The organism is Acinetobacter piscicola (assembly GCF_015218165.1).
GTDB classification, from domain to species: domain Bacteria; phylum Pseudomonadota; class Gammaproteobacteria; order Pseudomonadales; family Moraxellaceae; genus Acinetobacter; species Acinetobacter piscicola_A.
Window position 1 is genome coordinate 1,808,418 of the sequence record NZ_CP048659.1, and the last position, 14,671, is coordinate 1,823,088.

10 protein-coding genes and 1 CRISPR repeat array are annotated in these 14,671 nt (G+C 37.4%); of the genes, 9 read left to right on the forward strand and 1 reads right to left on the reverse strand.

Annotated features, from left to right (window positions below; all coding sequences use genetic code 11):
* The first annotated feature begins 200 nt into the window (after positions 1-200).
* From cas1f to G0028_RS08850, 7 genes are all read left to right on the forward strand, one after another.
* Positions 201-1,166 carry a type I-F CRISPR-associated endonuclease Cas1f gene (cas1f, locus tag G0028_RS08820; RefSeq protein WP_180045572.1) on the forward strand — a complete coding sequence of 322 codons (966 nt, stop codon included), beginning with the start codon at positions 201-203 and terminating at the stop codon, positions 1,164-1,166.
* Positions 1,166-4,537 (forward strand): type I-F CRISPR-associated helicase Cas3f, encoded by a 3,372-nt coding sequence (cas3f, locus tag G0028_RS08825; protein WP_180045581.1) that lies wholly within the window; start codon positions 1,166-1,168, stop codon positions 4,535-4,537. The genes cas1f and cas3f overlap by 1 nt, the downstream gene beginning before the upstream one ends.
* A 9-nt stretch (positions 4,538-4,546) precedes the next feature.
* Positions 4,547-5,797: a type I-F CRISPR-associated protein Csy1 gene (gene csy1 / locus G0028_RS08830; protein ID WP_180045571.1), complete on the forward strand. Its 1,251-nt coding sequence runs from the start codon at positions 4,547-4,549 to the stop codon at positions 5,795-5,797.
* Positions 5,797-6,687, forward strand: coding sequence for a type I-F CRISPR-associated protein Csy2 (gene csy2 / locus G0028_RS08835; protein ID WP_180045570.1), 891 nt, complete (start codon positions 5,797-5,799; stop codon positions 6,685-6,687). The genes csy1 and csy2 overlap by 1 nt, the downstream gene beginning before the upstream one ends.
* Positions 6,688-6,711: 24 nt before the next feature.
* Positions 6,712-7,728, forward strand: coding sequence for a type I-F CRISPR-associated protein Csy3 (gene csy3, locus G0028_RS08840; protein ID WP_180045569.1), 1,017 nt, complete (start codon positions 6,712-6,714; stop codon positions 7,726-7,728).
* A 1-nt stretch (position 7,729) separates the two neighbouring features.
* A complete protein-coding gene (gene cas6f, locus G0028_RS08845; protein ID WP_180045568.1) occupies positions 7,730-8,344 on the forward strand; it encodes a type I-F CRISPR-associated endoribonuclease Cas6/Csy4 in 615 nt (204 codons plus the stop codon).
* 131 nt (positions 8,345-8,475) lie between these two features.
* Positions 8,476-12,590: a CRISPR direct-repeat array (repeat unit 28 nt; unit sequence GTTCACTGCCATGTAGGCAGCTTAGAAA).
* Positions 12,591-12,735: 145 nt separating this feature from the next.
* On the forward strand, positions 12,736-13,167 hold the full coding sequence (locus G0028_RS08850; RefSeq protein ID WP_180045567.1) for a hypothetical protein: 432 nt from the start codon (positions 12,736-12,738) through the stop codon (positions 13,165-13,167).
* A gap of 28 nt (positions 13,168-13,195) precedes the next feature.
* Here G0028_RS08850 and G0028_RS08855 read toward each other — a convergent pair whose 3' ends face one another.
* Positions 13,196-13,480: a hypothetical protein gene (locus G0028_RS08855; RefSeq protein ID WP_130073667.1), complete on the reverse strand. Its 285-nt coding sequence runs from the start codon at positions 13,478-13,480 to the stop codon at positions 13,196-13,198.
* A 334-nt stretch (positions 13,481-13,814) separates the two neighbouring features.
* On the opposite strand from G0028_RS08855, the gene G0028_RS08860 reads away from it, so the two are divergent.
* A complete protein-coding gene (locus G0028_RS08860; protein WP_130073666.1) occupies positions 13,815-14,024 on the forward strand; it encodes a hypothetical protein in 210 nt (69 codons plus the stop codon).
* Between the two features lie 268 nt (positions 14,025-14,292).
* Positions 14,293-14,637 (forward strand): SMR family transporter, encoded by a 345-nt coding sequence (locus G0028_RS08865; RefSeq protein WP_130073665.1) that lies wholly within the window; start codon positions 14,293-14,295, stop codon positions 14,635-14,637.
* Positions 14,638-14,671: the final 34 nt, after the last annotated feature.

Genomic DNA, 14,671 nt, shown 5'->3' on the forward strand with positions numbered 1-14,671 from the left:
CAATATCCACATTATTCTAAATCATTTCATGTCTTCATTTAGAATGCGCTGTTATTTTCGCAGTAGTGTTCCTCCTAAAGTTTAAATACAGGCATTAGAATTTTTATAAAGTATGAAAAATACTGTTCTTTGATTGAATGATAAAAAAAATATTTGTGTTATAAATTAGGTATTAAACTTAATGATAATAAATTTAAATTATGGAACAACTTAACCCTTCAGACCTAAAAGCCATTCTACATTCTAAACGTGCGAATTTATATTATCTTGAGCATTGCCGCGTGATGCAAAAAGATGGTCGCGTTTTATATCTGACCGAAGGCAAAAATGAAAATCAATATTGGAATATCCCGATCGCCAATACCACGGTCATTATGCTCGGCACAGGGACATCTATTACTCAAGCGGCGATGCGTATGCTCGCCAGTGCAGGCGTATTGGTTGGCTTTACAGGTGGCGGTGGAACCCCCTTATTTATGGGCTGTGAAATTGAGTGGATGACCCCGCAAAGTGAATATCGCCCGACTGAATATATGCAGGGGTGGATACAATTTTGGTTTGATGATGCCAAACGTTTAGAAGTCGCCAAACAGTTTCAATTGGCTCGTATCGAATTTATTAGAAAAATTTGGGGCAAAGACCGAGACTTAAAAGAGTATGGTTTTCATGTGGATGATCTAGATATCAACCAAGCCTTAGACGGCTTTGCCAAGAAAATTCCACAACAAACTAAGGTTGGGGATTTACTGCTTGCTGAGGCAGCAACGACTAAACAACTTTATAAAATTGCAGCCACACGAACAGGTTTAAAGGATTTTAACCGTAATCCTGAACAAGGGGATTTATCCAATGACTTTTTAAATCACGGCAATTATTTGGCTTATGGCTTAGCAGCAACCACACTTTGGGTGTTGGGCATTCCACATGGTTTTGCGGTCATGCATGGTAAAACCCGCCGTGGCGCTTTAGTGTTTGATGTGGCAGATTTAATTAAAGATGCTGTGGTTTTACCCTACGCTTTTATTTGCGCCAAAGAGAAGATGACTGAACAAGAGTTCAGAGCTCAAATTTTGCAGAAATTTACCGAGCATAAATGCCTCGACTTTATGTTTGATAATGTCAAAGCGCAAGCTTGCAAAAATCATGATGTAGATGGAGATGCATGATGATTGTGACCTTCATTAGTCAATGCGAAAAGAAAGCCATTCCACGTACTCGCCGTGTCTTGGATGCTTTTGCAGATCGGATTGGGGATAACACGTGGCAAACCGTGATTACCGAAGATGGTCTAATAGCGGTGAAGAAGTTACTGCGTAAAACTGTGACTAAAAGTACCGCGGTGAGTTGCCACTGGATTCGAGGACGACGTAGAAGTGAGTTGCTGTGGATTGTGGGGAATAGGAATAAGTTTAATGCTGAGGGAATTGTGCCTGTAAATACAACACAGAAAAAGTTAGATCAAAATAAATGGGAAAATGATTGGCACTATTTACCTTTAATCAAAGCATTAGTGGCAATTTCTGCATTATTACATGATTGGGGAAAAGCTTCTGTTTTATTTCAAGAAAAACTACAACCAAAAAGTAAAAATGCCAAGAAAGGTGATCCTTTAAGACATGAATGGATTTCTTGTCTTTTACTTAATGCCCTAGTGCAATCATCAGGAAATACAACAACGGATGAAGCATGGTTAAAACGACTGATTGAGAAAAATTGGCATGAAGATGATTTAAAACAAACGGTTTTAACAGGTTTAGATCAAACGAAAGCTTTAGATCAGTTACCACCTTTTGCACAATTAGTCGCTTGGCTGATTGTTTCTCATCATCGTTTGCCTGATTTAAAAGAAGAAGAACGTCGTAAAGATTATGCCAGTACAAAACGAGAAACATTATCTGCAATGTTGAAAAGTATTAAAGCAGATTGGGGCTATCAAAATAAATTTGATGATGAATATCAACAGCGCGTTTTAAAATGTTTTGAATTTGAGCAGGGTTTATTAAGCCAATCGGTCAATTGGACGAAGCAAATTAAAAAATGGTCAGCACGTTTATTACAAGAAACTCAGCATCATGCCATTATTTTTGAAGATGGCAGTTGGCGTGTCATTTTGCATCATGCACGTTTGTGTTTAATGTTAGGCGATCATTATTATTCGTCTTGTGATGCTGATACAAATTGGAAAACTACAGTAGGTTTGAGAGCCAATACTGATCCTAAAACAAAAGAATTAAAGCAATATTTAGACGAGCATTTAGTACATGTCAGTAAAAATGCCATGAAAGTGGCACAATCGTTAAGTCGTTTAGCTGATGATATGGAACCTGCTTATGATATTGTTAAACTTAAAAAGAAAAGTCCTGATGGCTTTGAGTGGCAAGATCAAGCGGTTAAAGGGATTCAAAATTTTATTCAAAAACATGAAGATGCCCAAAAACAAGGCTGGTTTATTGTCAATATGGCAAGTACAGGCAAGGGAAAAACCATTGCCAATGCCAAAATTATGCAGGCATTGTCGCCAAATGCAGATTCATTACGTTATATTTTAGCTTTAGGATTAAGAACTTTAACCTTACAAACAGGGGATTCTTATCGCAATGATATTGGTTTGCAAAATGATGAACTTGCGGTATTGATTGGCTCGAAAGCTGTTCAAGAATTACATCAAAAAAATAAAGCCAAAACAGATGAAAATGAAATTAATGTAGAAGAAATAGGCTCAGAATCACTCGAAACATTATTAGACAATGAGCTTGATTATGATGTGCTGCCGCAAGCAGATTTTATGAATGTTTTATTTCCACAAAATCAGGCGGAAAAAAATAAAGCATTTTTATATAAACCTGTTTTAGCCTGTACGATTGATCATATTATTTCTGCGACAGAAACCAAACGTGGCGGAAAATATATTTTACCGAGTTTGCGCTTATCTTCCTCTGACTTAGTGATTGATGAAGTTGATGATTTTAATGGACAAGATTTAATTGCGATTGCGCGTTTAGTGCATTTAACAGGTATGTTAGGTCGTAAAGTGATGATTTCATCAGCAACGATTCCACCTGCACTGGCTGAAGGATTTTTTAATGCCTATCAACAAGGTTGGCAACTCTATTGTGCCTTCAAGAAAATTAAAAATACGCAAGCGGTAGCAATGTGGGTAGATGAATTTAAGACCCAAATGACGATGGTTGAAGATGTTGAATATATAAAGGAATATCAACAAGACCATAAAAAATTTGTACATATTCGCGCAGAACAATTGCAACAACAAATTATTAAACATAAAGCCTATATTGTTGATTGTTCAGATTTAGTGGTAGCTAAAGAACAAGCGAAACTAGATGAAAGCATACAACAGCAGTATTTTGAACGGATTAAAAAACATGCTGAAAAATTACATTTAGCACACCATACAATTGATCAAAAAACTGGCAAAAAAGTGTCTTTTGGTGTGATTCGTGTTGCAAATATTCCGCCATGTGTGGCATTAACTCGATTTTTACTCAATGCCGAATGGTCTGAGAATATTGTACCTCGTGTAATGGCATATCATAGCCGACAAGTGATGTTATTACGCAGTGAACAAGAACGGCATTTAGACCAAGCGTTGAAACGTAAAGAAAAACAAGGCGAACAACCACAAGTATTTTTAGACACAGGCAATGATGGCGTTATTCGTCAGCATTTAGATCGTACTGATGCTGAGCATGTGATTTTTATTTTGGTGGCAACCCCTGTGGAAGAAGTGGGGCGAGATCACGATTTTGATTGGGCAATTGTAGAGCCTTCTTCTTATCGTTCCATTATTCAATTGGCAGGACGTGTTTTACGTCATCGTAAAATCAGTCAGGATATTACTCAGCCAAATATTGCGTTAATGCAATATAACTTAAAGGGTTTGCGAGGTGCACAGGTTGCTTTTGAGAAACCTGGTTTTGAAATTAATAACAATAAATTTAAATTAAGCACCAAAAACTTATCAGAACTTTTAGATGATGATGTGAGTTTAGGCATTAATGCGATTCCACGTATTCAAGCCAAGCAACCGTTACAAGCCACGGAAAAATTAGCAGATTTGGAACATGCGGTTTTAGCAGACAGTTTGACAAGCTACCAAAAGACAGGTGCAAAACCTTTAAATGCTTGGCTCACGCAAACATGGTTTTTAACTGCTTTACCGCAAAGATTTGCACCATTTAGACAAAGCTCACCCAACATTCAGCTCTTTGCAATGTGGCAAGACCATAAGCTTACGTTTTGCATAAAAGATGATTTTGGCAAGTATATTAACCGCAATGGTTTTTATCAGATCACGCATTTAGAGCTGAGTGAATGTGAAAAATCACGTTTATGGTTAGATCGAAATTACAACGACATTTTACGTCGTATGGCGGTTGATTCTTTGCAAGAAAATGAGGATATTGAAACAAAGATGGAAGTATTATCAAAACGCTATGGGGAAATCATGTTGCCTGAATATGATGAAAATAAGGCGTTGTTATATTCAGATCAATTTGGATTAATTATAAAAAATTAAGGAGGGGATATGACAGCAAGTATTCATACTTTTTTAAATGAACGCAAAGAGCTTTGGTTAAAAGACCGTTTAAAAAAAGCAAAAGATGATGCCGAAATTGCAGAGTTACAGCAGCAAGCAGACGATAAATTTCATTTAAAAGAATGGTTACCTGATGCAGCAAAACGTGTAGTACAGCTTTCGATGGTGAGCCATCCAAGTAAATTTAGTCATCCAAGTGCAAAGACTTCAAGCATTATTGCACCTGTATCTTCTAGTAAAGATGGTTACTTACGCACAGGCAACGTGGACTATCCATTAGATGTATTTGGTAATGCGGCTGCAATGGACGTGTATAAATTTTTATGTTTGTCATTAAGCAATGAACTTTCTGTTTTAGATGGTTTTGAGCAAGATGATCAAAATTTAAAAAATTTGATTCAACAAGCTTCGTTAGATTTTGAAATGTTGAAAACTAATTTTTTAATGATTAAACAAAATGATACGACAAGTAAAACGGATCATTTGATTAAACAGGTTTATTTTCCTATTGCACAAGATGAATATCATTTACTGTCAATTTTGACACCATCAGGATTAATCACCCAATTAAAGCAAAAAATTGATCTGATGCGTTTTTCTGAGCAAACTAAACTTGCCAAAGAGAATCGCAAGAAAAATGAGCATGATGCAGAAGGTTATGCTGATATTTTTGATTTAACAGTCACAGCTTATGGCGGGACACAGCCACAAAATGTCAGTGTATTAAATAGCCAAAATGCAGGACGAGCGTATCTTTTATCAAGTTGCCCACCAACGTTAGAAAAACGTGCAATCCGACTGCCTAAAACAGATTTTTTTACACAGTGTTTATATCGCAAAAATTATCAGGAAAGTTTTGTTCAACTCCATAAATTCATGCAGTTAGATATTAATAATAATGCTATTCGTACAGCAATACGCAATATCATTGGGTTTGTGATTGATCAAATTTTATTACAGGGATTTAAAATTCGTGAGACTTATCCTGAGGCTTGGTCAGATCAAGATTATTATGTAGGTTTGCCTAAATTACAGCGAATTTGGCTGGATCAACAGTATCAGAATGAACGAGAAAACGATGCTGAATGGCGCGATGAGATGAGCCAAAATATTGCCCGTTGGATTTTACGCAGTTATGAAAAAGTGATTGCTGATTCTTATACTCTAGGAACGGGAGAATTATTAGATGTACAACAACAGGTAGAAAATTCATTGCAAAAAGCTAAGGAGTTCTTTTAATGCGTCAATTTTTATTGATTCCACATTTAAAAATTCATAATGCCAATGCAATGAGCAGTCCATACACCATTGGTTTTCCTGCAATGACGGCTTGGTTAGGCGCTGTACATGCATTACAACGCAAACTACACAGCAAAAATACTGATGTTGAACTGACAAAAATTGCGGTGAGTTGTCATGATTTTAATTTACAAACTTATAAGGGGCGAGGTGATTTCGTCCATTCGATTGTAGGAACAGCGAACCCTTTGGATAAAGATGGCAATCGGCCTGCTTTTATTGAAGAAGCACGTTGTCATTTAGACGTATCTTTGCTGATCGAATGTGAAAACATTGATCCTGATGAAAAAGAAGAATTTTTACAGCTTGTACAGCAATTGGTTACAAGCATGAAGTTTGCCAGTGGTGATGTGTTATCGGTGAAGTCTTGTAAGATTTTAAATTTTGACGATGAAGAAGATCAAGCGAAACAACTTCGTCCGATTTTAAATCAATTAATGTTAGGACATGTGCTGATTGAGCGCCGTGATTTAGTCTTACAAGGCATGAATGAAGGCTCAGATGCTTTAGATGCGGTGTTGGATTATCTGAAAGTGACACATAGTTCAACGCTAGATGAAGATGAAAAAGTGACATGGACATCAAAACGTAAAGCGCAAGGTTGGCTTGTACCAATTGCGGTTGGTTTTCAAGGAATTTCTGAACTTGGACAAGCTAAAAACCAACGCGATGCCAATACACCACACCGATTTGCTGAAAGCGTGCTGACTTTAGGCGAATTTGTTATGCCGTATCGGATTGAAAGTATTGATCAACTATTATGGCAATATCATTTCGATTTAGAAAATAATTTATACCTTTGCCAAAACTTAACAACACAATCTATTTAACTTTACAAAAAAGGATATTCGTTCATGGCTAAAAATGAAAAAGCGGTTGCTAGCGTACTTGCATTTGAAAAAAAACTTGTGCCGTCAGATGGTTATTTTTATGGTACAACTTGGGAAAATCGCCAAGAACAAACAGCTTTAAAACTGATTGAAAAGTCGGTACGTGGGACAATTTCAAACCGTTTAAAACCTGCGGTTGCAAGTGATCCATTAAAACTGAACGCTGAAGTTGAAAAAGCCAATTTACAAAAAGTAGATGCATGTGCTTTAGCAGAGTATCAAGATACATTAAAAGTGGCTTTTACTTTAAAAGTGTTAGGGGGTATCGAACAGCCATCCGCATGTAATAATGAGGCATTTCTAAATTCATATAAAGAAGTCGCTAAAAACTATATTCAAACTCATGGATTCGCTGAACTCGCTAAACGCTATGCGCTAAATATTGCGAATGCACGTTTTTTATGGCGTAACCGTGTAGGTGCAGAAAAAATTGAAGTGGTTGTGACGGTGAATGACCAAGAATCAGTAACATTCAACGCCTTTGATTATAAATTACATGATTTTGATAGCGTTGATGCCAAAGTGCAAAATTTAGCAGATCAAATTGCACAGGCGTTAAAAGGAGAATTACCTTATTTGCTGATTAAAATCGAAGCCTATGCTTTGGTTGGTAAAGCCCAAGAAGTATATCCAAGTGAAGAGCTAGTTTTAGATAAAGGTAAGGGTGATAAGAGCAAAATTCTTTATCAAGTGAATGGCGTTGCTGCGATGCATTCACAAAAAGTGGGGAATGCTTTACGTACTATTGATACATGGTATCCAGAATTTGAGGAGCAAAAATCAGCTATTGCAATTGAGCCTTATGGCGCAGTGACTAATTTAGGAAAGGCTTATCGTACACCGAAAGCTAAACAAGATTTCTTTAGTTTATTTGATAAATATGCATTAGGTGAATCTTTAGAAAGTGCAGAACAAGAACATTATGTAATGGCTGTACTTGTACGTGGTGGTGTGTTTGGTCAAAGTGGAAAGGACGCTTAATATGAAGTTTTATCAGGAAATTACCCTGATTGATCAAGCTGAAATCTCAACCTATTTTATTTGGTCAAAAATATATACGCAATTGCATATCGCATTGGCTGAAATAAAAGATGAATCAGATAAGGTGAGCATTGGTGTTTCTTTTCCTCAATATATTTTTGAGGAAAAAGTAGATAATCAAAAAGCTAAGATCAATTTAGGAAAAAAGCTTCGTTTATTTGCTGAATCTGAAGCCGATTTAAAGCAATTAGATATTCGACGTTGGCTTGAGCGCTTAGAGGATTATGTGCATATCACTTCTATTCGTGAAGTGCCTCAAGACATCAAAGGCTATGCCATTTATAAACGCAAACAAGTGAAAAGCAATGCGCAACGTTTAGCTCGTCATCGTGTAAAACGTGGTGATATTGGTTTTGATGAAGCATTAGCACGATATAGCAATGTGGTGACAACAACTGCATTACCATATATAGAGATGAAAAGCTTAAGCAACTCAACTTCTAGTGATGAAAAACGTTTTAAATTGTTTATTGAAAAGCAACCTGCGACAAAATCTGAAACTCAGGTTTTTAGCACTTATGGACTAAGTTCGGTATCATCTGTACCCGAATTTTAACCCAATATTTTTTCATTCTTTAACAGTATAATAAAATCAATAAGTTATGATGGTGGCTTAAAACTTGGGTCTTTTTATGGATTTAGGGCTTAAGTTACTATTATAGCTTTATTTTTTGCTGTAAAATTGCTGTTCACTGCCATGTAGGCAGCTTAGAAATATGTAACAAATACCTAGAACAGGCAAATAGCGTTCACTGCCATGTAGGCAGCTTAGAAAATATCATGTTTACCAGTCGCCACATTGACCAAGTTCACTGCCATGTAGGCAGCTTAGAAAATAACATTAAATCCATCGCTTTAATTGGGTTAGTTCACTGCCATGTAGGCAGCTTAGAAATAAGCGCCTAGCCAATGCTGGAATCCTTCTGAGTTCACTGCCATGTAGGCAGCTTAGAAACAACGAAAGCGGTCGGAACGTGGCTAGATATTGTTCACTGCCATGTAGGCAGCTTAGAAATACACCCAAAACAATGGTTTTAGCTGTCAGTGGTTCACTGCCATGTAGGCAGCTTAGAAAAAGATGTATTCCGTTTAGCTAAAAACATATATGTTCACTGCCATGTAGGCAGCTTAGAAAAAATCTTTTACAAACACTTTGGACTAAAGCCAGTTCACTGCCATGTAGGCAGCTTAGAAAATAAGACCGACAAGATCGTTAGTACCAAATAAGTTCACTGCCATGTAGGCAGCTTAGAAATAATTACAAGGAGCTATTAGATGCCTAAAGACGTTCACTGCCATGTAGGCAGCTTAGAAAATCGAAGGTGGTGCGGTATCTACTGACCACGCGTTCACTGCCATGTAGGCAGCTTAGAAAATCAGACAAGAGATAAATAACAAAGCTAATCGGTTCACTGCCATGTAGGCAGCTTAGAAAAATAACACTTTCGTTGTAAAAATTAACAGATGGTTCACTGCCATGTAGGCAGCTTAGAAAGATTAACGGGGCTGAATATTAATAAACGACCAGTTCACTGCCATGTAGGCAGCTTAGAAATGCAAAGAAATTTATTGCTGACTCGGTCATTTGTTCACTGCCATGTAGGCAGCTTAGAAAGACTAGCTAAAGAAGTGGGAATCTCTAACAGCGTTCACTGCCATGTAGGCAGCTTAGAAAATCTAGATAAGTCATAAAGTCATCAATAAGGAGTTCACTGCCATGTAGGCAGCTTAGAAAGCAATATTATTTTAAAAGCACGTCAGCTTGGTGTTCACTGCCATGTAGGCAGCTTAGAAAGATAACGTGAAGCTTGATAACTTGTATGCGAATGTTCACTGCCATGTAGGCAGCTTAGAAAAAAGAAGAACATGAACGGCAGATGAAGTTAATCGTTCACTGCCATGTAGGCAGCTTAGAAAAAAAACATCAGATAAATTAAAGTTATCCGTGAGTTCACTGCCATGTAGGCAGCTTAGAAAACTTCGATAACGCAGCATTTATATGGTGCGACGTTCACTGCCATGTAGGCAGCTTAGAAAGAACGCACAGCAAGCAGCAACAGCTACAGTTAGTTCACTGCCATGTAGGCAGCTTAGAAAAATTCCACGAAAAAATCAAGAAAGCCATGTCTGTTCACTGCCATGTAGGCAGCTTAGAAAGATAACGTGAAGCTTGATAACTTGTATGCGAATGTTCACTGCCATGTAGGCAGCTTAGAAATCTGCCATCGCTTGGTTATAACCTTGGATTTTGTTCACTGCCATGTAGGCAGCTTAGAAAATCCCGAAACGACCCATTGCGGAGTAGGGGTTGTTCACTGCCATGTAGGCAGCTTAGAAATGACTACTTTAAAAGTTTGACGGCAAAGATGAGTTCACTGCCATGTAGGCAGCTTAGAAAAGTCATTACCCTCAAACACAGATGATGATTCTGTTCACTGCCATGTAGGCAGCTTAGAAATCTACGCTTTGCAACGATTGTCTGTCGCACAAGTTCACTGCCATGTAGGCAGCTTAGAAATACTTTTTCCTGTTTTAAGCTAATGCGGAAATCGTTCACTGCCATGTAGGCAGCTTAGAAAAATGGTTTTGTCTGTTTCTCCAACTCCATACTGTTCACTGCCATGTAGGCAGCTTAGAAACATCCTTTTTCCAATTCACTAACTAACTGAACGTTCACTGCCATGTAGGCAGCTTAGAAAATTAACTCCGCATAACAGTCATCCGCATCAGGGTTCACTGCCATGTAGGCAGCTTAGAAATGTTTGGGAATTTCCGAACTTCAAAGCAGTGCGTTCACTGCCATGTAGGCAGCTTAGAAAACCCGAAGCCAACCTATAGGGAACTTCTGAAAGTTCACTGCCATGTAGGCAGCTTAGAAAAAATGATTTCAGCTGACTTTTGAATGACTTCAGTTCACTGCCATGTAGGCAGCTTAGAAATAGACGTATCAAGCGATCTGCTGAAAATGGTAGTTCACTGCCATGTAGGCAGCTTAGAAAACCATAGGGGTCAGTAGCATCGCATTTATTAGGTTCACTGCCATGTAGGCAGCTTAGAAATCAACGTATAGAAACAATGGTTAAAACTGCACGTTCACTGCCATGTAGGCAGCTTAGAAAACATTGGCAATGTTCCTGAATTTGAACTTGAAGTTCACTGCCATGTAGGCAGCTTAGAAAAATTGCTGACATAATTACACTTAAAGCTTGCGGTTCACTGCCATGTAGGCAGCTTAGAAAAGTCTTTCTTGGACGAGCGAATTAATTGCGAGGTTCACTGCCATGTAGGCAGCTTAGAAATCCAATCGAAAGGATCATCTATTGATGATGCAGTTCACTGCCATGTAGGCAGCTTAGAAATACTGCTTTAGTCGAGGGCGTTGGTTGGATTAGTTCACTGCCATGTAGGCAGCTTAGAAAACGATGTCGATGAATAGTTAATTCTTGAACAAGTTCACTGCCATGTAGGCAGCTTAGAAAGATACAATCAAATCTCAGGGCGACTGAGTGAGGTTCACTGCCATGTAGGCAGCTTAGAAACTGCCGAAATCAAAGCAGGCTGTCGCCTAGACCGTTCACTGCCATGTAGGCAGCTTAGAAAGCAAGGTTTCTCACTGACATTGCAAGCGAAGCGTTCACTGCCATGTAGGCAGCTTAGAAATATGCTGAACGTACAGCAGTAATACCCAAAGTGTTCACTGCCATGTAGGCAGCTTAGAAAACTCAGGCAACTGTTGGTTAAAGTCGATCTCAGTTCACTGCCATGTAGGCAGCTTAGAAATGAACGAGTTGGAGCAGCAACAAAGGTAAACTGTTCACTGCCATGTAGGCAGCTTAGAAAAAGCGTCTACAATCTTCTTGTGATACTTCTTTTGTTCACTGCCATGTAGGCAGCTTAGAAACGACAAGCCGTAAATAAATACAAATAATGCAAGTTCACTGCCATGTAGGCAGCTTAGAAATGTATGGGCAGTTATCCGTTGGCTCTTTAATTGTTCACTGCCATGTAGGCAGCTTAGAAATAATCGAGCAAGTGGGCGGCATTGAAAAGGCGGTTCACTGCCATGTAGGCAGCTTAGAAATAATCGAGCAAGTGGGCGGCATTGAAAAGGCGGTTCACTGCCATGTAGGCAGCTTAGAAATAATGTTTCTCAACAAGCTTGTAAGCGTTGGAGTTCACTGCCATGTAGGCAGCTTAGAAAATCGGCAGCAAAGACTGGAGCAGTTGCACCAAGTTCACTGCCATGTAGGCAGCTTAGAAAATGAGCCAAGCGTTAATAGCTCGCCAGTTGGCGTTCACTGCCATGTAGGCAGCTTAGAAATTTCCGTTTTGATTGAACAAAAGTAACTCTACGTTCACTGCCATGTAGGCAGCTTAGAAAAATTGGTTTTGGTGAACATTTAGAGTTATCAAGTTCACTGCCATGTAGGCAGCTTAGAAAATAAAGGCAGCTCATATACACATCATTGGATGGTTCACTGCCATGTAGGCAGCTTAGAAATTTAAAACGGTATACAATGGATAACGTTATCGGTTCACTGCCATGTAGGCAGCTTAGAAACAAAAGATGGTGCGGGAAGATTAAGCTGTTATGTTCACTGCCATGTAGGCAGCTTAGAAATATAATCCATACAAATATGATTACTTTTATTTGTTCACTGCCATGTAGGCAGCTTAGAAAACATTGCCCAATAGTGAGGTTGGAAATACAGTGTTCACTGCCATGTAGGCAGCTTAGAAAATATATAAGTATTACCATGTGTATTGTTATATCGTTCACTGCCATGTAGGTAGCTTAGAAATAGATGATGAGGGTAATTAAATATGGGGTAAGTGTAAATAACTTCATTTTGCAAAAGTGTAAAGAAATCTTGGTGATCAAAACAACTTTTGCTAAATTGATCAACTTTCAATAAGAAATAAGAGTCAACATATATGCACAACAGTATGATTAAAATTGCTTTTACATTCGCAATGCTATCAAGTTTGAGTACGTTTATAGCTGCCCAAGTACCCAAAGAGATTGATCAAGTTCTAAAACAAATTACATTGCCTTTGCAAAAAACTGAAAAAGAATCTGAGATTGTGACCAATTATTACTATCAAGATCAATCAAAGAATAAGCTAGTAATTGGTATAGCATCCGATTTTATTGATGTCAGTTGGACGTTTAAGACCTTGCCTGATGAAAAATCAGAAGTTGTCACTCAAGCCAAAATGCTAACACAAAGCTTACTTGGTGAAGAATGGAACAGTCTGTATAGTGCAATCACTGAAGGTGGAACAGTGGATTATTTATCACAAGATAATGGTATAGTGATCACAGATGCTGGATGTACACAAACAATGTGTGGTTATCAAGTCAAATTGAGAGAATAAAACCTCCAAGCAAGGAGGTCTATAAAAATTAAGCAGGTGTAAGCCAATGACTTTGTTGCATGTCTTCAAGCCAATCGCTTACATCGAGTTGATTTGCAATTGAAAATTTTTCATTCACTTGGAAGATCAATAACGAATCATGCATACTCATCACATTGGCCAAATGTTGACGAATAATTACAGCATCATATTTAGTATTAATGAGCCAAGTATTTTGGTTGACACGAATTGTATGATCATAATCTTCAATCGTTTTATGAACTTGGTCAAAATGATCGAGATAATTTGAGTTTAAAATAATTAAATAGTTCATCAGAGCAGCCTCCATAAAAGATATTTAAAAAATATCTTTTATCTAAAATGTGATGAATATCACTGAATTTTTACTCTAGCATTAAATATTTTTAAAAAATTAAGAAAGTGTCTGACAATATTATCTAGAACAGGGGAGTTTGGTTTCATTCGGTTATTCATTTACATGGTTATTACAATTGCATCCAAAATTACTTTGTAAAAGATGATCAAAAAATTTTCAATATTTGTTAAATTGAAGTAAAATTCACTTTAAATTATTTAAACAATAAGCTCATCAAATGATGGGCTTTTTTGTTATTTCTCCCCCTAAGTAAATAGTTTGAGGTTATACAATGCTAGTTAAAATCGAAGATGGTTTTTACTTAAATTCAGCACATATTATTGCAATACGTGTTTCTAGGAATATGATTACTCAAGGTTTTTCTATTGATATTGATTATACACCGAACAATCAAAAAGCCTCTGGTACGTACCATAAGCAGTTTCAAAATAAAGTTGATGCAGATGCATTTCTACAAAAAGTTCACCAACAGATTGCTTAAATAAATGCATAAATAAAAAGAATTATTTAAAGGAATTAGTGGAAAAGGAATTCATTTTTAAATCGAATATAGCATTCATTTGAAATTTATCCCTTAAATTTTATGACAAATACACTCATCATTCGCATTTTTTTTCACTGCTTTAAATCCTTTAATAAAAGCAATTTATTCACAAAATTACGTTTCAGCGCATACATTTTTAATTTTCTGTATAAAATACCTGCCAGTTGGTATGTTTGATGAAAATGATTGATTTACAGGTGAACAAATGACTCCTTTACTAAAAGCTTATCTCTTATTGGCTTTAGCGATTGTAGCGGAGGTCATTGGTTCGACATTTATTGTGAAATCAGCAGGGTTTACTAAATTGGTGCCCTCATTGGCAGTATTCGTATTATACAGCATAGCTTTTTACTTGCTCTCACAAGTGGTGAAAGTCATTCCATTGGGAATTAGCTATGCGATTTGGGCTGGAGTGGGGATTGTACTGACGGCATTTTTAGGCTTTATTGTGTTTAAACAAAGCCTTGATCTTGCAGCGATGATAGGCATTGCTTTGATTATTTCTGGTGTGATTGTGATTAATTTATTTTCAACAACGGCGGGACACTAATTTGGCACAGATCAAAAGGGAGCGTGTTCCACAT

Bases quoted from the DNA above. Each gene is read 5' to 3' on its own strand.
- G0028_RS08855 (WP_130073667.1), bottom strand. From the start codon at position 13,480: ATGAACTATTTAATTATTTTAAACTCAAATTATCTCGATCATTTTGAC.
- csy3 (WP_180045569.1), top strand. From the start codon at position 6,712: ATGGCTAAAAATGAAAAAGCGGTTGCTAGCGTACTTGCATTTGAAAAA.
- G0028_RS08860 (WP_130073666.1), top strand. From the start codon at position 13,815: ATGCTAGTTAAAATCGAAGATGGTTTTTACTTAAATTCAGCACATATT.
- csy1 (WP_180045571.1), top strand. From the start codon at position 4,547: ATGACAGCAAGTATTCATACTTTTTTAAATGAACGCAAAGAGCTTTGG.
- cas6f (WP_180045568.1), top strand. From the start codon at position 7,730: ATGAAGTTTTATCAGGAAATTACCCTGATTGATCAAGCTGAAATCTCA.
- cas3f (WP_180045581.1), top strand. From the start codon at position 1,166: ATGATTGTGACCTTCATTAGTCAATGCGAAAAGAAAGCCATTCCACGT.
- G0028_RS08865 (WP_130073665.1), top strand. From the start codon at position 14,293: ATGACTCCTTTACTAAAAGCTTATCTCTTATTGGCTTTAGCGATTGTA.
- G0028_RS08850 (WP_180045567.1), top strand. From the start codon at position 12,736: ATGATTAAAATTGCTTTTACATTCGCAATGCTATCAAGTTTGAGTACG.
- csy2 (WP_180045570.1), top strand. From the start codon at position 5,797: ATGCGTCAATTTTTATTGATTCCACATTTAAAAATTCATAATGCCAAT.
- cas1f (WP_180045572.1), top strand. From the start codon at position 201: ATGGAACAACTTAACCCTTCAGACCTAAAAGCCATTCTACATTCTAAA.